Below are 19,993 nucleotides of genomic sequence, written 5' to 3' on the forward strand. Positions count from 1 at the left end.
AAACACATGAAAGTAACAATCGATACGGGCGTCGCGCCCTACAGCGACGCATGGGCCGGGTTTCGCGGTGAAGAATGGAAAGACACCGTCAACGTGCGCGATTTTATTCAGCATAACTACACCCCTTATGAAGGCGATGAGGCTTTCCTCGCGCAGGCGACGCCAGCAACGACGGCGCTGTGGCAGAAGGTAATGGTCGGCATTCGTCAGGAGAATGCCACCCACGCCCCGGTGGATTTTGACACCAATATTGCCACCACTATTACGGCTCACGGACCTGGCTATATCGACCAGGATCTGGAGACGATCGTCGGTCTGCAAACCGATAAACCGCTCAAGCGCGCCCTGCATCCGTACGGCGGGATCAACATGATCCGCAGCTCGTTTGAAGCCTACGGCCGCGAGATGGATCCGCATTTCGAATACCTGTTTACCGATCTGCGTAAAACCCACAACCAGGGCGTTTTTGATGTGTATTCGCCAGAGATGATGCGCTGCCGTAAATCCGGCGTGCTGACTGGCCTGCCGGACGGTTACGGGCGCGGGCGCATCATTGGCGACTATCGTCGCGTGGCGCTGTACGGGATCGCTTATCTGGTGCGCGAGCGTGAACTTCAGTTTGCGGATCTGCAGGGGAAACTCGAGCGCGGTGAAGATCTCGAGGCGACGATCCGCCTGCGCGAGGAGCTGGCGGAGCACAAACGCGCGCTGCTGCAGATCCAGCAGATGGCGGCGAGCTATGGCTTTGATATTTCACGTCCGGCGATGAACGCCCAGGAAGCGGTGCAGTGGGTCTATTTTGCCTACCTGGCGGCGGTAAAATCCCAGAACGGCGGGGCGATGTCGCTGGGGCGCACGGCGTCGTTCCTCGATATTTACATCGAGCGCGACATGCAGGCCGGGCGGCTGAATGAAGTTCAGGCGCAGGAGCTGATCGACCACTTCATTATGAAGATCCGCATGGTGCGCTTCCTGCGCACGCCGGAGTTCGACACCCTCTTCTCCGGCGATCCGATCTGGGCGACGGAAGTGATCGGCGGCATGGGGCTGGACGGCCGCACGCTGGTGACCAAAAACAGCTTCCGCTATCTGCACACGCTGCATACCATGGGGCCTGCGCCAGAACCGAACCTGACGATCCTCTGGTCTGAACAGCTGCCGATCGCGTTTAAGAAATACGCCGCGCAGGTATCGATCGTTACCTCTTCTCTGCAGTACGAGAACGACGATCTGATGCGTGCCGACTTCGACAGCGATGATTACGCGATTGCCTGCTGCGTCAGCCCGATGGTGATCGGCAAGCAGATGCAGTTCTTTGGCGCCCGCGCCAACCTCGCTAAAACGCTGCTGTACGCGATCAACGGCGGGGTGGACGAGAAGCTGAAGATCCAGGTCGGCCCGAAAACTGAGCCGCTGCTGGATGACGTGCTGGATTACGACACCGTGATGGCGAGCCTCGATCACTTTATGGACTGGCTGGCGGTGCAGTACATCAGCGCGCTGAATCTCATTCACTACATGCATGATAAGTACAGCTACGAAGCCTCGCTGATGGCGCTGCACGACCGCGACGTCTATCGCACCATGGCCTGCGGCATTGCTGGCCTGTCGGTGGCGGCGGATTCCCTTTCCGCCATTAAATACGCCACAGTGAAACCGGTGCGCGACCATACCGGTCTGGCGGTCGACTTTGTGATAGAAGGGGACTACCCGCAGTACGGAAACAACGACGACCGCGTGGACAGCATCGCCTGCGATCTGGTGGAGCGCTTTATGAAGAAAATTCAGGCGCTGCCAACCTACCGCAACGCGGTGCCGACCCAGTCGATCCTGACTATCACCTCCAACGTGGTTTACGGCCAGAAGACCGGCAACACGCCGGATGGACGTCGCGGCGGCACGCCGTTTGCGCCTGGCGCGAACCCGATGCACGGCCGCGACAGAAAAGGGGCCGTGGCCTCGTTAACCTCGGTCGCCAAGCTGCCGTTCACCTATGCGAAAGACGGGATCTCCTACACCTTCTCCATCGTGCCGCAGGCGCTGGGCAAAGATGAGCTGGTGCGCAAAACCAATCTTGTCGGGCTGCTGGACGGGTATTTCCATCACGAAGCGGCCATCGAGGGCGGGCAGCATCTGAACGTCAACGTCATGAACCGGGAAATGCTGCTGGACGCCATTGCGCACCCGGAAAATTACCCGAACCTGACCATCCGCGTTTCGGGTTATGCGGTGCGGTTTAATGCCCTGACGCGCGAGCAGCAGCAGGATGTGATTTCAAGGACGTTTACGCAATCCATCTGACGACATTTCAGGTCTCATGCCCCCTCAATGCAGGGGGCATTTTTTTGCCCGCTAAACATACAAAATTGTTTATATAATTACTCACACATATTCATCCGCTCTTGAAAAACAATACGCCTGCTTTCCCCTATAACAGAATGTAAGGACAGTAAGATGATGAAAATGACCCGTATTGCGTTAGTAGCGGCTTCACTGACGGTGTGCAGTTTTACGGCTCAGGCCGCTAACGTTGAGGCTGCCCCGTCTCCCTCGCAGGATCCGCTGGTTCAGCACCTGAAGCTCAGCAATGAGCAGGTGAAGAAAATTGAAGGTCTGCATGAGCAACTGGAACAGAATGTCAGCAAGATCCCGATGACGGGCGTAAAGGACGGCGCGCTGATCGACATGTTCCAGGCGGGTAAATGGGACGAAAGTACGGTGAAAAGCCAGCTTACCGCGTTCAGCAAAATTGAAGAGCAGACCCGTTACTACCGCGTGAAGTATTACTTCGACGTCAGCCAGGTATTGACGCCGGAGCAGCGTAAGCAGATCAGAACCGATATGGCTAACGCGCTGGCTAATTAATTTCCTGCCCGCGCATGGCGCGGGTATTTATTTCTTGATCGTCATCACTTTTAGAAAGTTCAAGCATAATTTCCACATTCAGAAGAAAATCTTCCTCCAAAAATAGAATATCCTTATTAATGTTGTGACCTTTTTCTCCCGCGCTCCGGATATGATCTTCCCACACCAATAACACACCTGCAGTCATCTGAATCGCAATCGCTGGCGATCGGAAACCTATAAAAACAACTGATTACCCTACAAAATAAGCGAGTGCCCAATGGATACGGCAACAAACAGCAGTGTGATTGTGAGTGATTCCCCCGCGGCAAGGCGAGCGGGAATGAGCGACAGCGAGTGGCAAGCGGCAATTAAATTCGACAGCACCGACACGGGTTGGGTCATCATGAGTATTGGGATGGCTATCGGCGCGGGGATTGTTTTTCTCCCTGTCCAGGTCGGGTTAATGGGGCTGTGGGTATTTTTGCTTTCATCAATAATTGGCTATCCGGCCATGTATTTATTCCAGCGTCTTTTTATTAATACCCTGGCGGAATCACCGGAGTGCAAAGACTACCCGAGCGTGATCAGCGGATATTTGGGCAAGAACTGGGGGATTTTATTAGGTGCGCTTTATTTCGTGATGCTGGTGATCTGGATGTTTGTCTATTCCACCGCCATTACCAACGACAGCGCATCGTATTTGCATACTTTTGGTGTGACCGACCATTTGCTCTCTGAAAATCCTTTTTACGGGTTATTCCTGATCTGTATTCTGGTGGCGATCTCCTCGCGCGGTGAAAAGCTGCTGTTTAGAGTCTCCAGCCTGATGGTTCTTACCAAGCTGTTTGTTGTGGCGGCGCTGGGGCTGTCGATGATAGGTCTCTGGCATTTAGCCAATGTCGGTATGCTGCCGCCCGTGTGGCTGCTGGTTAAAAATGCCATCATTACGCTGCCCTTTACCTTAACCTCAATTCTGTTTATTCAGACCTTAAGCCCGATGGTGATCTCGTATCGTTCACGTGAAAAATCCGTGGAGGTTGCGCGCCATAAAGCGCTGCGGGCGATGAATATTGCCTTTGGTGTGCTGTTTGTGACGGTCTTCTTCTACGCCGTCTCCTTTACGCTGGCGATGGGGCACGATGAGGCGGTCAAAGCCTATGAACAAAATATCTCTGCCCTGGCGATAGCCGCGCAGTTTATCAGCGGTGACGGTGCGGGTTGGGTCAAAATCGTCAGCGTGATCCTGAATATCTTTGCGGTAATGACCGCATTCTTCGGCGTCTATCTCGGCTTTCGTGAGGCCACGCAGGGTATCGTGATGAACATCCTGCGCCGCAAAATGCCGGCAGATACAATCAATGAAAACACCGTTCAGCGCGGCATTATGTTGTTCGCCATCCTGCTGGCCTGGAGCGCGATTGTGTTAAACGCGCCGGTGTTGAGCTTCACTTCCATTTGCAGCCCCATCTTCGGCATGGTGGGCTGCCTGATCCCTGCATGGCTGGTCTACAAGGTCCCGGCACTGCATAAATATAAAGGCGTATCGCTGGCGATCATTGTCATCACCGGGCTACTGCTTTGTGTTTCTCCTTTCCTCGCATTCTCCTGAGGGTCATTAAGGTCGTAACGATGTCTGAGCAAACTCATCCTTTATGGAATCAATTTATTCGCGCGGTGCAGGAAGAAGTTAAACCTGCACTTGGGTGTACCGAACCCGTCTCTCTGGCGCTGGCCTGCGCAATGGCCGCAGATCTTCTGCCGGGTGACATTACGCAGATTGAGGCGTGGGTCTCGCCGAACCTGATGAAAAACGGGCTTGGCGTGACGGTACCGGGCACTGGCATGGTTGGGTTACCCATTGCGGCGGCGCTGGGAGCAATCGGCGGTAATGCACAGGCCGGGCTGGAGGTGTTAAAAGACGCGTCAGCCGAGGCGCTGGCACAGGCCAAATTGCTGCTGACCTCTGGCAAGGTGCAGGTGAAACTGCAGGAGCCGTGCGATGAAATCCTTTACTCTCGTGCCCGGGTGCATGCCGGAGATACCTCGGCAATGGTGACCATCGCCGGCGGGCATACCCGGGTGGTGGAGGTGGTTTATCAGGGCGAAACGCGCTTTACGCTTGACGATCATCAGTGCCAGATGAACGACGATCCGCTGGCGGTGCTCTCAACTATCACGCTGTCGCAGATCCTGGAATTTGTTGAGCAGATCCCGTTTGAGGCGATCCGCTTTATCCTGGAAGCAGGGCAACTGAACGATGCGCTCTCCCGGGAAGGGCTCAGCGGGAAATGGGGCCTGCACATTGGCGCAACGCTCAATAAGCAGCGCTCTCGCGGCTGGATGGCGCAGGATCTGGGTTCAGACATTGTTATTCGCACCAGTGCGGCCTCTGATGCCCGCATGGGCGGGGCGACGCTGCCGGCGATGAGCAACTCGGGTTCCGGCAATCAGGGGATCGCCGCCACCATGCCGGTGGTAGTGGTGGCTGAGCACGTTCAGGCTGGTGACGAACGGCTGGCGAGGGCGCTGATGCTGTCACATCTTTCGGCGATCTATATCCATTTCCAGCTTCCGCGTCTGTCGGCGTTGTGTGCGGCAACAACGGCGGCGATGGGGGCGTCGGCGGGCATGGCGTGGTTGATGGGCGGCAGTTACCAGACGATTGCGATGGCCATCAGCAGCATGATCGGGGACGTCAGCGGGATGATCTGCGACGGCGCGTCAAACAGCTGCGCCATGAAGGTCTCAACCAGCGTGGCAAGTGCCTGGAAAGCGGTGATGATGGCGCTGGATGATTCGGCCGTGACGGGCAACGAAGGTATTGTGGCACACGATGTGGAGCAGTCTATCTCGAACCTGTGCGCGCTGGCGTGCCGCTCGATGCAGGCAACGGACCGGCAGATTATTGAGATTATGGCAAGTAAGGTGTAGCGAGTTCAGGGGCTCGATCGGTTCCCTCTCCCATTGGGAGAGGGTTAGGGTGAGGGCGTTCTCTAAACCGGCAAATCAATCAGCAGCGCGCGCAGCGGCGTATCCGCCACCAGCGTGATATTCGCTTCATCACGAATAAACGCTCCGTCGCCGCAGGTGAGCGCTTCTTTCTCTTCCGCGTGCGTCACCGCATGCACCGTGCCGTGAATCGACTGTAAATAGGCGCGTGGGCCATGAAGCTGGAAGCTCGCCTGTTCACCTTTCTTCAGCTCGATATGATGCAGCCACACCTGCTGACGCAGCTGCAGGCTACCTTTGCTGCCATCTGGCGATGCGATCAACTGCTGCTTATCGCCTGCCAGGTCTAACTTTTGTACCAGCGGATTTTCCCGCTCAGGGCAGGCATCGAGCCACAGCTGCATGCGGGTCAGCGTTTTGTCTTTGCTGAGGTTATGCTCGCTGTAGCTGATGCCCGGCTGCGTGGAAATTAACAACGCTTCGCCAGCCTTTGCCTGGACATGATTGCCCTCGCTATCGCGGTATTCTGCCTCGCCTTCCAGGATCAGGTTCAGGATATCGACTTTCGGGTACGTACGCGGCTGGAAGGAGGCACCCGGGGCGAGCACTTCCTGGTTCAACACGCGCAATGAAGCGTAACCGAGGAGTTTAGGGTCAAAGTAGTGTCCAAAGGAAAAGGTGTAGCGGGCCTGCAGCCAACCGAAATCGGCTTGTCCGCACTGTTTAGCTGTTCTTGTCGTAATCATAAACTTGACCTCTCTTTACACTAAAACAATGGTAAAGGTATGGACGCTGCATTGTTAGCCAGATATTCTGCCTGGTATGTTCAAATTTCCTGAATGAGAACGAGATGGCTAAAGAAAGAGCATTGACGCTTGAGGCGCTTCGCGTGATGGACGCGATTGACCGGCGTGGCAGTTTTGCGGCGGCGGCAGATGAACTGGGGCGTGTTCCGTCTGCGCTGAGCTACACCATGCAGAAGCTGGAGGAAGAGCTGGACGTGGTGCTTTTTGACCGCTCCGGTCATCGAACAAAATTCACCAACGTCGGGCGGATGCTGCTGGAGCGCGGCCGCGTGCTGCTGGAAGCGGCGGATAAGCTCACGACAGACGCCGAAGCGCTGGCGCGCGGCTGGGAAACCCACCTGACGCTGGTGACGGAAGCGCTGGTGCCGACTGAAGCGCTGTTCCCGCTGGTGGACCGCCTGGCGGCGAAGGCCAATACCCAGCTGTCAATTATCACCGAGGTGCTGGCAGGTGCGTGGGAGCGTCTGGAGACGGGCAGGGCGGACATCGTCATTGCGCCGGACATGCACTTCCGTTCCTCATCGGAAATCAACTCGCGCAAGCTTTACAGCGTGATGAACGTCTACGTTGCTGCACCCAATCACCCGATTCACCAGGAGCCGGAACCGCTTTCAGAAGTCACGCGCGTGAAGTATCGCGGCGTGGCGGTCGCGGATACCGCGCGTGAGCGCCCGGTACTGACGGTACAGCTGCTGGATAAACAGCCTCGTCTGACGGTGACCTCACTGGAAGACAAACGGCAGGCGCTGCTGGCCGGTCTGGGCGTGGCGACGATGCCATATCCGTTTGTGGAAAAAGATATTGCGGAAGGACGGTTGCGGGTAGTGAGCCCGGAGTACACCAGCGAAGTGGATATCATTATGGCGTGGCGTCGCGACAGCATGGGCGAAGCCAAATCGTGGTGCTTGCGCGAAATTCCGAAGCTCTTTGCCCACCACAATAAATAAAATTGTGCCCGGTAAGCGTAAGCGCCACCGGGCTCTGATTTACACGCCAGCTTTCGGATCCAGACCAAAGCGGTTTTCACCCGGGGTGCCGCTCTGACAGTTGAAGATCAGAATCACGATCCAGCCCACAATCGGGATCAACAGCAGCAATAACCACCACGCCGAACGATCGGTATCGTGCAGCCGACGGAATAGCACCGCCCATGATGGCAGCAGGACTAACAGGCCATAGATAGTAGTCAGCACGCCTTCTCCGCCAGCCCGCTCCCAGCCAAGAATTTTATCAATAATACCCAGCACCATAATGAGGACGAAGTTCACCAGAACAAACATCCAGTACTCTTTACGGCGGGCACGGCCACCAAATCCAATATAGTTACGCAGTACTTTTAAATACCAGTCCATTTTCCTTGCCTCATTAGTCAGTCAATCACTTGTTTTCTAAGCGATCGAGGTAAGGATAGATGGAGATTGTGAATTTAAAAAGGGCATCTATTGATGCCCTTAATATTTATCCAAAACGAACGTCACGCCCGTGCGGTTCATCCAGGTCCTGCCACGGCCCAATGGAGATAATGCCCGTTGGGTTAATGGTCTTGTGGCTGCGGAAATAGTGGGTGCGGATATGGTCGAAATCGACCGTGTCGGCGATGCCCGGCATCTGGTAGATGTCACGCAGGAAACCATACAGGTTCAGGTAGTCGCTGATGCGGTGTTTATCGCACTTAAAGTGGGTGACATACACCGGATCAAAGCGAACCAGCGTGGTCCACAGGCGAATGTCCGCTTCCGTCAGGCGGTCACCCGTCAGGTAGCGGTGCTGGCCGAGGATCTGTTCCAGACGCTCCAGCGATTCAAACACCTTCCCGACCGCTTCGTCATACGCTTCCTGGCTGGTGGCAAAGCCGGCTTTGTAGACACCGTTGTTGACGTTGTCGTAAATCCAGCTGTTCAGCTCATCAATCTTTTCGCGCAGTTCAACCGGATAGTAATCCCCGGCGCGGGCGCCGTGCGCGTCAAACGCAGTATTGAACATGCGGATGATTTCCGCAGACTCATTGCTGACAATCGTCTGGTTTTTCTTGTCCCACAGCACCGGCACGGTAACGCGTCCTGTGTAGTGCGGATCGGCGCGCAGATAGAGCTGGTAAAGGAAATCGTGGTGGTAAAGATCGTCGCCGGTCGCCGCAGGGAAATCACTGTCAAACGTCCAGCCGTTTTCCAGCATCAGCGGGTTCACCACGGAAACCGGAATGAGGGATTCGAGACCTTTCAGTTTGCGCACAATCAGCGTGCGGTGTGCCCACGGGCAGGCAAGGGAAACATAAAGATGATAACGGTCTTTCTCAGCCGCGAAGCCGCCTTCGCCGCTCGGGCCAGGCGCACCGTCAGCGGTGAGCCAGTTACGGAAGGCCGAAGCTGAGCGCTTGAAGCGACCACCGGTGGATTTGGTGTCATACCAGACATCCTGCCAGACGCCGTCTACGAGTTGTCCCATTTTTTCTCCTCCGTCAGATAGCAAAAGCGAGGAGAAGTCTCCTCGCTTTTTGTTCATTCAGTATAGCGTGCTTACCACTTCTTATTCAGAACGCGGTCGATGCTGTATGCACCCGGGCCAGTGACGGCCAGCAGCAGGAAGCCACCGGCGATGGTCAGGTTTTTCATGAACATCAGAGAGTTCACGCCTTCCGCAAAGTTGCTGTGGAAGATAAACGCTGTCAGCACGGTGAAGCCTGCGGTAAACAACGCGGTGGTACGGGTCAGGAAGCCGAACAGTACCGCCAGGCCGCCGCCGAATTCAAGAAGAATGGTCAGTGGCAACAGGAACCCCGGAACGCCCATGGCTTCCATGTATTGCTGGGTACCCGCATAGCCGGTGATTTTTCCCCAACCTGCAACGATGAACAGAATTGGCATCAGAATACGTGCTACCAGTACACCAACATCTTCTAATTTTTTCATTTTACTCTCCAGGAAACCACATCAGCGGCTGAACTTTATTTGTCTGCAATTCCGGGTAGATACCGCGTCATTGCTGTCGATGGAGAGCATCATAAACGGGGCGGGTAGCAATTGTTAGCAAGGAAAACTGTCAATCTATTTCAAAGATATTGAGTAAGGGAGGGGGATTTTGCCGGGTGACGCTGCGCTTACCCGGCCTACGTTTGCAAGTAGGCCGGATAAGGCGTAGCCGCCACCCGGCGAGAAGGCTACCGCAACTGCTGTTGACGAATCGTCGCTTTCACCAGACGCCAGGCGCTCCAGGCACCAAATCCACGACGGGCCCAGCGGATCAGCATATTTGGATGACGAACCGTCCAGATAGCCATCACGCTGCTGCCGACCAGCGCCCATGAACGCAGGCTCAGGACGGTATTCCAGCCACGGTCAAAGCGCCGCGTCGCATCAATCCAGTCGCGACGGCTGGCAGACAGGTCCAGCCGTTGCTGCTGGATCTCACTTAACAGGTACGCTTTCCGCTTCTGACGTTCGGCTTTACCGCTCACGGCTAGTCATCCTCCAGCAGGGCGCGATCGTTAGCCAGCTCCTGGCGCGTATGGCGCAAGAAAGTGGATTTACGCGCTTTGCGCAGCGTCCAGATACCGCCAATCAATGCCGCGACCAGCAGAACAACGGTGGTGGCAATCATCGCGTTAAGACGATACTGCGGATCAATGGCCCAGATGATTAACACCATCAGGCTCATCAGACCAAACGCGGCGAAGAGCATGGTCAGCCCGAGCATCAGCAGCATCTGGAAGAGGTTCGCTTTCTCCTCTTCCAGCTCGACCACTGCCAGCCGGACGCGCGTTTCGGCAATCCCGACCAGCGTCGTTAAAATACGCTGGCCGATGCCGAGGACGTTGTTAGCAGGCCCTTGTGCGTGACGAGGATCTTCCATATCAACGACGCGTCAGAAGGACACCCAGTACCACACCGACTGCGGCACCAATCCCCACACCCGTCCATGGATTATCACGTACGTATTCGTCCGCACGGGCAGCCGCTTCGCGGGTCTGTTTCGCCAGTGCATCGCCGGTTTCACCCAGACGATAGCGGCTCTCTTTCAGCGCCTGCTCCGCCTTGCTGCGCAGTTTGCTAACCTCTTCTTTTGACTTGTCAGCAGAGGAGTTCAGCACCTCTTCAAGGGTATCGGCCAGGGATTTCAGTTCAGCGCGCAGATGTTCAGACGTCGTATCTTTTGACATGATTCTCTCCTGTTGAGATTTCCGTTAACTCAATAATCGCGAGCTTCCAGCGCTTTCAGGTCGTCCTGCGCTTCTTTCAACTTCTTCTCGCGCTTAGAAATTTTTTCCGCATCCCCTTTCTCTTTCGCTTCCTGCAGGTCGCGACGGCGCTCGGCTATCTCGTCCTTCTGTTCAGCGATTTTTTTCTGGTGATCGGCACGAAGCTTGCTGTCTGAGCAGTTCGCTTTCACTTCGCTCAGCGCTTTTTTAAGACCATCAACACGGTGCTGATTGTTATGCTTTTCGGCATAACCGATCTCACGCTGTATATCCTGTTCTTTCTCCTGACAGAGAGAAGTTGCGAAGGATGCTGTGCTTAAAGAAAAAAGGGCCAGAGCCAGAGTAATGCGGAATTTCATTATCGAAACCTTCCATTGTGTGGCGGCATAAGCCGCTATCCAAAGTTATGCGGAGTACATTCGAGGGATGCTCCGCGTACTTAAGCATAGTAAGTAAACGGAGGATTCACCAAAGTGAGTGAAAAGATTCGGAATCCTGGAAGTTATCCAAACCGATGCGACGTATCGCGAATCAATGAGAGCCAGGCTGCTGGCTGGCTGTCTTCTTCCTGCTGAGCAATGATATACCCGTGCGGCAGCGTACGGTCGAGCACCACTTTCGCAGCGGCACTTTGCGCACGGGAATCAAACTTGATCAGTAAAACATCGTCCTGCGGGGTGATGCTCTTAAAGCGGATCCCGTTCGCATCCAGATGATGCCAGACTGAGAAGCCGTCAGGCACGCTGGCACCCTGGTTTACCGGGCGAATGGCCAGCGTCGATTCCTGATGTGAAAGCGCGCTCCATGCCAGCAGCATGGCGCTGAGCACCACCAGTGTAATCACGGCAAAGGCAAAACGGCGCAGAGCGAGCGGTGAGATAACCATCGTCAGCCTCTGGCTCCGTATTTCTTTTTCCACAGGACAACCAGTGAGCCAATCAGGCCGAAGACCAGCAGAACTACGGGCAGCAGCATCAGGCAGGACATCAGCTGATCTTCATATTTCATAAAGACCGGGGTTTTACCCAGCGCATAGCCCAGCGTGGTCAGAATAAGCACCCATAACAGGCCGCTCATCCAGTTGAAGAACTGGAAGCGCGTGCTGCTCAACCCCGACAGACCGGCAATGGTGGGCAACAGGGTGCGTACAAAGGCGATAAAGCGGCCAATCAGCAGCGCGGAAAGCCCGTGCTTATGGAAAAGGTGGTGCGCACGCTGATGATAATGCGCAGGAAGATGAGAGAGCCAGTTCTGGACGATCCGGGTATTGCCCAGCCATCTCCCCTGGATATAACTCACCCAGCAGCCGAGGCTGGCCGCAACGGTCAGTAATAAAATGGTGTGTGGAAACGCCATCGCCCCTTTGGCACACAGCACGCCAACGAGCACCAGCAAACTATCACCGGGCAGGAAGGCAGCAGGCAGCAAACCGTTCTCAAGGAACAGGATCATAAACAAGACGAAATAGAGCATGCCAATCATGGAAGGGTTGGCCAGCGTTTCAAAATCCTGCGCCCAGAGGGCCTGCAGTAGTTGGGTCAAAAGTTCCATTCAGTGTTCCTGGAAATCGGTTAACGTCACGCCTGTTATCCGGGACAAACAGCACGGCGACATTGTTGTGATTTCATTATGGTCGCTCGCGGACACATTGCGTTGTGGCCAACACTGTTCCCTGTTAATTGGCTGGTTAGCAAGCACTAACTTACAAAATAAGGAATTGAATCCAATTGTAACAAAGCCCAACGTTCTGCGTCACAGAATTTGCAGGGGTGAGTTGATTTTGGCGTAAGCCATGGAGGGGAGCGAGGGGATTTACAAAGGCTGACACTATATATGTTTTGCTTACCCATTTAAGCCAGAAGGCGCAGCGAAGCGCCTTCTGGCAGAAACGTCATCTATTTTGCGGCACTCGACGCTGTATCGAGATGAACGACAGGATTATCGGCAAAAAGATAGCGGTCAGCGTTAAATTCAAAGTCATCGCTGGTTTCATTGAACAGCATCTGTTTGGTGTTTTCCAGGTGCTGCCACATTGCCAGTTTAGCGGCATGGGGGTCTTTGCGAATCAGCGCCTTAAGGATTTGATCGTGGTCGTCACACCAGTTGTCGACGGTACGTGAATCAATGTGGTCGTGCAGTTTTTTCCAGTACGGGTTGTGAACGCGCTGAGTCCACATTTTCTCAACGATTGCCGCCAGCGCCGTGTTTTGGGTTGCCAGGGCGACCTGAACGTGGAACTGCAGATCCCACTCTGAATCGCGGAAACATTTTTCCTTGCGGGCATTCTCCTGAATTTCCATCAGCTTCATGATGTCCTGCTTGGTCACCTGCGTCGCGGCAAATTCAGCAATATTGCTTTCGATCAGCTGGCGAGCCTGGAGCAGCTCAAACGGACCATAGCTGGCGAACTCCAGACTTTCGTCTGTGACGGGAGAGTGTTTCGGCAGATTAGAAATCACGTGGATGCCGGAGCCTTTGCGTACCTCAACGTAGCCTTCAACCTCGAGCATGATAATTGCTTCGCGCACTACGGTGCGGCTCACGCTTTTTTCATCCGCGATAAAGCGCTCGGCGGGAAGTTTATCACCGACAAGATAGACCCCTTGCTCGATGCGATCTTTCAGCTCGGCAGCAAGTTGTTGATATAAACGACGTGGTTCGGTGATTTCCATATGCGCTCCAGGCAGGGTACGGCAGATGATTTGTTATACCACTTTTGCGTGCCACTCTCCAGATTTTGCCATTAAAAAAGCCGCCCGGAGGCGGCTTTTGAGAAGATTTTGCCGGCTGGCGCTGCGCTTACCCGGCCTACGATTTTAATGGGTTTTGTAGGCCGGGTCAGGCGAAGCCGCCACCCGGCTCCCGGCACAACAACGCTAACTCTGCGTCGCCGGTTTCCCGAGGGACTCTTTCGCCAGCTCCTCTGCCGACTTGCTTCTCAGCACCGTCCAGATAACCACCGCCCCCATCAGGTCGAAGATCGCCAGCACGGCAAACAGCGGGCTGAAGCCGATGGTATCTGCCAGCGCGCCGACTACCAATGCAAACATCGTACTTGCGGTCCAGGCGGCCATCCCGGTCAGACCGTTGGCGGTTGCCACTTCGTTACGGCCGAAGACGTCTGAGGAGAGCGTAATCAGCGCCCCGGACAGGGACTGATGCGCAAAACCACCGATGCACAGCAGGGCGATAGCCACGTACGGGCTGGTGAACAGGCCGATCATACCCGGGCCAATCATCAGCACCGCCCCCATGGTCACCACCATTTTACGGGAGACAATCAGGTTGACCCCAAACCAGCGCTGGAACAGCGGTGGCAGGTAGCCGCCAACGATACAGCCGAGGTCGGCGAACAGCATTGGCATCCAGGCAAACATCGCGATCTCTTTCAGGTTAAAGCCGTAGACTTTAAACATGAACAGGGGGATCCACGCGTTAAAGGTACCCCAGGCCGGTTCAGCCAGGAAACGCGGCAGGGCGATACCCCAGAACTGACGGGTGCCGAGGATCTGCCAGACGGTCATCTTTTTGCCGTTGTTGGTCTGATGCTGTGCTTCCTGACCACCAATGATGTATTCGCGTTCTTCTTCAGAGAGCTTTTTCTGATCGCGCGGGTGTTTATAGAAAATCAGCCACGCCATGGCCCAGGCAAAGCTCAGCACGCCAGAGATGATAAATGCCATCTGCCAGCTGTGCATCACGATAGCCCACACCACCAGCGGCGGCGCAATCATCGCCCCGATGGATGAGCCCACGTTAAAGTAACCGACCGCAATGGAACGCTCTTTTGCCGGGAACCACTCGGAGCTGGCTTTCAGCCCTGCGGGGATCATGGCGGCTTCAGCTGCACCTACCGCGCCGCGAGCGAGTGCCAGACCACCCCAGCTGCCGGCCAGCGCGGTTGCCCCGCAGAACACCGCCCAGGCGATGGCGAAGAAGGCATAGCCGATTTTGGTACCGAGAATATCCAGCACATAGCCAGCAACAGGCTGCATGATGGTATAAGCCGCGGAATAGGCGGCAATGATGTAGGAGTATTGCTGCGTGGAGATATGCAGCTCTTCCATCAACGTTGGCGCTGCTGCTGCCACGGTGTTACGCGTCAGGTAGCCCAGCACGGTGCCAAGCGTCACCAGTGCAATCATATACCAACGTAACCCTTTAATTTTACGCATCTAAAACCTCATCGTTATGTTATTTCCGCGCCAGAGCACGGCAACCTCTCAACCGTTTCCGGGAGCAGTTGTGTAACGGGAGGGGCGTAGCCGGGAGCATGTCCCGGAACGGCCCGAACCTTGCCATAAGTAAGCGTGCATAAGTCGGTATCCGTACCGTTAAATCCGATGTCTCTCACACCGGTAATGCATTCCGTCGGCTGAGTGTTTGCGACGGCGAAAAGATAACTTGTCATACAACTTTAAAAGGTGAGTGACATCACAAATGTATGATTCTTTGTGGGGACATTCACCGTTGCAGGCAAAGCCAGTAATGGCGCGGGATGCAGAAGGGTTTACTCCATAGAGGGTAATTTATTTGTTGACGTTTATTGATCTCACTCACGAAAAAAGCTTCGGTTGGTGGAAATTGGTGTGATAACTTTGCAGCATATGAACATACGCTTTCTGACGCTCCCGTAATGAGGAAGACGATAATGACGCCGTTTATGACCGACGATTTTCTGTTAGATACCGAATTTGCTCGCCGCCTGTACCACGACTACGCAAAAGACCAGCCGATTTTCGACTACCACTGCCACTTGCCGCCGCAGCAGGTTGCCGAAAATTATCGTTTCAAAAACCTGTATGACATCTGGCTGAAGGGTGACCACTACAAATGGCGTGCCATGCGCACCAACGGTGTGGCTGAACGCCTGTGTACCGGCGACGCCACCGACCGCGAGAAGTTTGACGCCTGGGCTTCCACCGTTCCGCACACCATCGGCAACCCGCTCTACCACTGGACGCACCTTGAGCTCCGCCGCCCGTTTGGTATTACCGGAACGCTGCTCTCCCCAACGACCGCTGATGAAATCTGGGATCGCTGCAACGCGCTGCTGGCGCAGGATAACTTCTCCGCGCGCGGCATCATGAAGCAGATGAACGTGAAGATGGTGGGCACCACCGACGATCCGGTTGACTCTCTGGAACACCATGCGGCGATCGCCAAAGACGGCGCGTTTGATATCAAAGTGCTGCCAAGCTGGCGTCCGGATAAAGCCTTTAATATCGAACAGGCCACGTTTAACGAATACATGGCGAAGCTGGCGGAAGTCTCTGATACCGACATTCGTCGTTTCGCAGACCTGCAAACCGCGCTGACCAAACGTCTGGATCACTTCGCGGCGCACGGCTGTAAAGTCTCTGACCACGCGCTGGACGTGGTGCTGTTTGCGGAATCAAACGAAGCCGAGCTGGACAGCATTCTGGCGCGTCGTCTCTCCGGCGAAGGCCTGAGCGAGCATGAAGTGGCGCAGTTTAAAACGGCGGTACTGGTGTTCCTCGGCGCGGAGTATGCCCGTCGCGGCTGGGTACAGCAGTACCATATCGGCGCGCTGCGCAATAACAACCAGCGCCAGTTTAAGCTGCTGGGCGCGGATGTAGGCTTCGACTCCATCAACGACCGTCCGCTGGCCGAAGAGCTGTCTAAGCTGCTGAGCAAACAGAACGAACAAAACCTGCTGCCAAAGACCATTCTCTACTGCCTGAACCCGCGCGATAACGAAGTGCTGGGCACCATGGTCGGCAACTTCCAGGGCGAAGGGATGCCGGGCAAGATGCAGTTCGGCTCCGGCTGGTGGTTCAACGATCAGAAAGACGGTATGGAACGTCAGATGACGCAGCTGGCGCAGCTTGGCCTGTTAAGCCGCTTTGTTGGCATGCTGACCGACAGCCGCAGCTTCCTGTCCTATACCCGTCATGAATATTTCCGCCGCATTCTGTGCCAGATGATTGGCCGCTGGGTACACGCAGGCGAAGCGCCAGCGGATATCCAGCTGCTGGGCGAAATGGTGAAAAACATCTGCTTTAACAATGCGCGTGACTACTTCGCCATTGAACTGAACTAGGGCCGTTTGAGGTTGATATGCAATACATCAAAATCCATTCGCTGGATAACGTGGCCGTCGCGCTGACGGATCTCTGTGAAGGCGATGTGGTGACCGTTGATAACCAGAGCGTCACCCTGCGTCAGGCGATCGTTCGCGGACACAAATTTGCCGTGAAGCCTATCGCCAAAGGGGATAACGTCGTGAAGTACGGTCTTCCGATTGGGCATGCGCTGGCGGATATCGAGCCGGGTGAACATATCCATTCCCACAATACCCGCACCAATCTTAGCGATCTGGACGAGTACAGCTATCAACCTGAATTACCCGCGGAAGCGATGCAGGCGGCGGATCGTGAAGTGCAGATCTACCGTCGCGCCAGCGGCAACGTGGGGATCCGCAACGAGCTGTGGATCCTCCCGACCGTTGGCTGCGTGAACGGGATTGCGCGTCAGATCCAGACGCGTTTCCTGAAAGAGACCAACAATGCCGAAGGCACTGACGGGGTGCATCTGTTTAGCCACACCTATGGCTGCTCCCAGCTCGGTGACGACCACATTAACACCCGCACCATGCTGCAAAACATGGTGCGCCACCCGAACGCGGGCGCGGTGCTGGTGATCGGTCTCGGCTGCGAGAACAATCAGGTGGACGCCTTCCGCGAGACGCTCGGCGAGTTTGACCCTGAGCGGGTGCATTTTATGGTGTGTCAGCATCATGACGATGAGGTGGAAGCGGGCATTGAACAGCTGCACCAGCTGTACGAGGTAATGCGCCACGACAAACGCGAGCCGGGCAAGCTGAGCGAGCTGAAGTTTGGTCTGGAGTGCGGCGGATCGGATGGCCTGTCCGGCATTACCGCTAACCCGATGCTGGGCCGCTTCTCGGACTATGTGATTGCCAACGGCGGCACGACGGTGCTGACCGAAGTGCCGGAGATGTTTGGCGCAGAGCGGATTCTGATGAGCCACTGCCGCGACGAAGAGACGTTTGAGAAGACCGTCACCATGGTGAACGACTTCAAGCAGTACTTCATTGCCCACAACCAGCCGATTTATGAGAACCCGTCTCCGGGTAACAAAGCGGGCGGCATCACCACGCTTGAGGAGAAATCCCTCGGCTGCACCCAGAAAGCGGGCGCGAGCCAGGTCGTCGATGTTCTGCGCTACGGCGAGCGTCTGAAAACGCACGGTCTGAACCTGCTGAGCGCCCCCGGGAACGATGCGGTCGCCACCAGCGCGCTGGCCGGCGCAGGCTGCCATATGGTGCTATTCAGCACCGGGCGCGGCACGCCGTACGGCGGTTTTGTACCGACGGTGAAAATTGCCACCAACAGCGAGCTGGCGGCGAAGAAAAAACACTGGATCGACTTTGATGCGGGCCAGCTGATTCACGGCAAAGCGATGCCTGAATTGCTGACGGAGTTTGTGGACAGCATTGTGGAATTCGCTAACGGCAAGCAGACCTGTAACGAGAAGAACGACTTCCGCGAGCTGGCGATCTTTAAGAGTGGTGTGACGCTTTAAGTGTGATGTCGGGTGGCGCTAACGCTTACCCGACCGACGGAACCCTGTAGGCCCGGTAAGGCGTAGCCGCCACCGGGCTTTTCTTTTTAACTGCGCAGGGCGTTCTTTGCTAAACGCGCATCTTCCGCCTGGCACACGGCGGCGGTGAACATCACGTCGGTGGAGGAGTTAATCGCCGTCTCGCAGGAGTCCTGCAATACGCCGATGATAAAGCCTACCGCGACCACCTGCATGGCGATCTCGTTCGGGATGCCGAACATATTACACGCCAGCGGGATCAGCAGTAGCGAACCGCCCGCCACGCCGGATGCGCCACAGGCACAGAGCGCAGCAACTACGCTTAGCAGCAGCGCCGTTGGCAGATCCACTGGAATACCCAGCGTATTGACCGCCGCCAGCGTCAGCACCGTGATGGTAATTGCCGCCCCCGCCATATTGACCGTCGCCCCCAGCGGGATTGAGACGGAATAGGTATCGCGGTCCAGATTCAGCTTCTCACACAGCGACATGTTGACCGGAATATTCGCCGCCGAGCTGCGGGTGAAGAAGGCGGTTACGCCGCTTTCGCGCAGGCACATCAGCACCAGCGGGTACGGGTTACGGCGGGTCTGCAGAAACACCAGCAGCGGGTTAATCACCAGTGCCACTACGGCCATGCAGCCAATCAGTACCAGCAGCAGTTGGGCATAGCCCCACAATGCGCCAAAACCGGTCGTTGCCAGCGTTGAGGCGACAAGACCAAAAATACCAATCGGTGCGAAGCGGATCACCACCGTCACGATAAAGGTCACGGCGTTAGAAACGTCGGTAATCAGGTTTTTGGTGGTGTCATTGCTATGGCGCAGGGCAAAGCCCAAACCGACTGCCCATACCAGGATCCCGATATAGTTCGCGTTGATCAGTGCGTGGATTGGGTTGGCAACTATGCTCATCAGCAGGCCGTGCATTACCTCAACAATACCTGCAGGTGGCGTAATGTCGGTTGCGCCGGTGGTCAGTTGCAGCGTGGAAGGGAAGATAAAGCTAACGATAACCGCCGTCAGCGCGGCGGAGAACGTACCCAGCAGGTACATCCACAGAATCGGGCGAATATTGGTTTTTTGCCCTTGCTGGTGGTTGGCGATTGAGGCCATCACCAGGGTCAAAACCAGAACCGGCGCGACCGCTTTCAGTGCGCCGACGAAGAGAGTACCGAGAAGGCCAGTTGCTTCTGCGGCAGGTTTTGAGATCAGTGCCAGCGCGATGCCGAGCACCAGGCCAACCAGTATTTGCTTAACAAGGCTGCCGCGCGACAGACGCGCAAACAGACCAGACGAGGATGCGGTCATGGGAATTCCTTAAGTGAAATTGCGTTCCATCCCGGATGTGCTCTTAGTCACATTTATGTCCGGATGTAAGTAAATGTTTGCCTGGTCGAGTATAGGGAAAGTGTCTGTGGAGGGAAGCGTAAAATGCTGGATTTTACGTGTTGCGTCATGTTTTTTAACTATTGATTAACGAAATTGCCGGGTGGGGGGGGGGGGGGCCCCCCCGCAAAAAAATTTTTGGTTTGGCCCGGCGCGCCCCCCCCCCCCCCCCCAAAAACAAAAAAAAAGGCGGGGGTGAATTGAGGGGGGGTTTAACCAGG

21 protein-coding genes are annotated in these 19,993 nt (G+C 55.6%); 7 read left to right on the top strand and 14 right to left on the bottom strand.

The window, feature by feature from the left end:
* Positions 1–6 precede the first annotated feature (6 nt).
* Positions 7–2,301 (top strand): formate C-acetyltransferase, encoded by a 2,295-nt coding sequence (gene pflB, locus E3U32_RS01910; protein ID WP_134347447.1) that lies wholly within the window; start codon positions 7–9, stop codon positions 2,299–2,301.
* A 153-nt stretch (positions 2,302–2,454) separates the two neighbouring features.
* A complete protein-coding gene (locus tag E3U32_RS01915) occupies positions 2,455–2,865 on the top strand; it encodes a Spy/CpxP family protein refolding chaperone (protein WP_134347448.1) in 411 nt (136 codons plus the stop codon).
* On the opposite strand, the gene E3U32_RS23620 is transcribed toward E3U32_RS01915, so the two are convergent.
* Positions 2,858–3,031, bottom strand: coding sequence for a hypothetical protein (locus E3U32_RS23620; RefSeq protein WP_166790898.1), 174 nt, complete (start codon positions 3,029–3,031; stop codon positions 2,858–2,860). The two genes, E3U32_RS01915 and E3U32_RS23620, sit on opposite strands and share 8 nt — an antisense overlap.
* Positions 3,032–3,124: 93 nt before the next feature.
* Here E3U32_RS23620 and E3U32_RS01920 point away from each other — a divergent pair, with 93 nt between their 5' ends.
* Positions 3,125–4,456 carry an amino acid permease gene (locus tag E3U32_RS01920; RefSeq protein ID WP_134347449.1) on the top strand — a complete coding sequence of 444 codons (1,332 nt, stop codon included), beginning with the start codon at positions 3,125–3,127 and terminating at the stop codon, positions 4,454–4,456.
* A gap of 20 nt (positions 4,457–4,476) precedes the next feature.
* On the top strand, positions 4,477–5,778 hold the full coding sequence (locus tag E3U32_RS01925) for a serine dehydratase subunit alpha family protein (protein WP_134347450.1): 1,302 nt from the start codon (positions 4,477–4,479) through the stop codon (positions 5,776–5,778).
* A gap of 62 nt (positions 5,779–5,840) precedes the next feature.
* Here the strand turns inward: E3U32_RS01925 and E3U32_RS01930 are convergent, their stop codons facing one another.
* Positions 5,841–6,542: a pirin family protein gene (locus E3U32_RS01930; RefSeq protein WP_134347451.1), complete on the bottom strand. Its 702-nt coding sequence runs from the start codon at positions 6,540–6,542 to the stop codon at positions 5,841–5,843.
* Between the two features lie 104 nt (positions 6,543–6,646).
* Here E3U32_RS01930 and yhaJ point away from each other — a divergent pair, with 104 nt between their 5' ends.
* Positions 6,647–7,549 (top strand): DNA-binding transcriptional regulator YhaJ, encoded by a 903-nt coding sequence (yhaJ, locus tag E3U32_RS01935; RefSeq protein ID WP_008503135.1) that lies wholly within the window; start codon positions 6,647–6,649, stop codon positions 7,547–7,549.
* 39 nt (positions 7,550–7,588) lie between these two features.
* Here yhaJ and E3U32_RS01940 read toward each other — a convergent pair whose 3' ends face one another.
* From E3U32_RS01940 to E3U32_RS01990, 11 genes are all read right to left on the bottom strand, one after another.
* Positions 7,589–7,954: a DUF805 domain-containing protein gene (locus tag E3U32_RS01940; RefSeq protein WP_134347452.1), complete on the bottom strand. Its 366-nt coding sequence runs from the start codon at positions 7,952–7,954 to the stop codon at positions 7,589–7,591.
* Positions 7,955–8,060: 106 nt separating this feature from the next.
* Positions 8,061–9,047, bottom strand: a complete 987-nt coding sequence (locus E3U32_RS01945) for a glutathione S-transferase family protein (protein ID WP_134347453.1) — start codon at positions 9,045–9,047, stop codon at positions 8,061–8,063.
* A gap of 71 nt (positions 9,048–9,118) precedes the next feature.
* On the bottom strand, positions 9,119–9,511 hold the full coding sequence (locus E3U32_RS01950) for a DoxX family protein (protein ID WP_023309292.1): 393 nt from the start codon (positions 9,509–9,511) through the stop codon (positions 9,119–9,121).
* Positions 9,512–9,759: 248 nt separating this feature from the next.
* Entirely contained in the window at positions 9,760–10,056 is a 297-nt protein-coding gene (locus E3U32_RS01955) for a YqjK-like family protein (RefSeq protein ID WP_047347747.1), read from the bottom strand.
* Between the two features lie 2 nt (positions 10,057–10,058).
* The gene (locus E3U32_RS01960; RefSeq protein ID WP_023333540.1) at positions 10,059–10,451 is read right to left on the bottom strand and encodes a phage holin family protein; all 393 of its coding nucleotides are present in this window, start codon (positions 10,449–10,451) and stop codon (positions 10,059–10,061) included.
* A gap of 1 nt (position 10,452) precedes the next feature.
* Entirely contained in the window at positions 10,453–10,758 is a 306-nt protein-coding gene (locus tag E3U32_RS01965; RefSeq protein ID WP_008503141.1) for a DUF883 family protein, read from the bottom strand.
* A 29-nt stretch (positions 10,759–10,787) separates the two neighbouring features.
* Positions 10,788–11,156, bottom strand: coding sequence for a DUF1090 domain-containing protein (locus tag E3U32_RS01970; RefSeq protein ID WP_134347454.1), 369 nt, complete (start codon positions 11,154–11,156; stop codon positions 10,788–10,790).
* Between the two features lie 143 nt (positions 11,157–11,299).
* The gene (mzrA, locus tag E3U32_RS01975; RefSeq protein WP_134347455.1) at positions 11,300–11,683 is read right to left on the bottom strand and encodes an EnvZ/OmpR regulon moderator MzrA; all 384 of its coding nucleotides are present in this window, start codon (positions 11,681–11,683) and stop codon (positions 11,300–11,302) included.
* 2 nt (positions 11,684–11,685) lie between these two features.
* Complete coding sequence (gene yqjA / locus E3U32_RS01980; RefSeq protein WP_134347456.1) at positions 11,686–12,348, bottom strand: DedA family general envelope maintenance protein YqjA; 663 nt, start codon at positions 12,346–12,348, stop codon at positions 11,686–11,688.
* A gap of 344 nt (positions 12,349–12,692) precedes the next feature.
* Positions 12,693–13,469 (bottom strand): transcriptional regulator ExuR, encoded by a 777-nt coding sequence (gene exuR, locus E3U32_RS01985; protein ID WP_134347457.1) that lies wholly within the window; start codon positions 13,467–13,469, stop codon positions 12,693–12,695.
* Between the two features lie 204 nt (positions 13,470–13,673).
* Positions 13,674–14,972, bottom strand: a complete 1,299-nt coding sequence (locus E3U32_RS01990; protein ID WP_134347458.1) for an MFS transporter — start codon at positions 14,970–14,972, stop codon at positions 13,674–13,676.
* A gap of 476 nt (positions 14,973–15,448) precedes the next feature.
* On the opposite strand from E3U32_RS01990, the gene uxaC reads away from it, so the two are divergent.
* Entirely contained in the window at positions 15,449–16,861 is a 1,413-nt protein-coding gene (gene uxaC / locus E3U32_RS01995; protein ID WP_134347459.1) for a glucuronate isomerase, read from the top strand.
* Between the two features lie 17 nt (positions 16,862–16,878).
* Positions 16,879–18,366 (top strand): UxaA family hydrolase, encoded by a 1,488-nt coding sequence (locus E3U32_RS02000; protein WP_134347460.1) that lies wholly within the window; start codon positions 16,879–16,881, stop codon positions 18,364–18,366.
* An 86-nt stretch (positions 18,367–18,452) separates the two neighbouring features.
* Here the strand turns inward: E3U32_RS02000 and sstT are convergent, their stop codons facing one another.
* Positions 18,453–19,694 carry a serine/threonine transporter SstT gene (gene sstT, locus E3U32_RS02005; RefSeq protein ID WP_134347461.1) on the bottom strand — a complete coding sequence of 414 codons (1,242 nt, stop codon included), beginning with the start codon at positions 19,692–19,694 and terminating at the stop codon, positions 18,453–18,455.
* Positions 19,695–19,993 lie beyond the last annotated feature (299 nt).

It is taken from the genome of Lelliottia nimipressuralis (genome assembly GCF_004402045.1).
Lineage (GTDB): Bacteria > Pseudomonadota > Gammaproteobacteria > Enterobacterales > Enterobacteriaceae > Enterobacter > Enterobacter chinensis.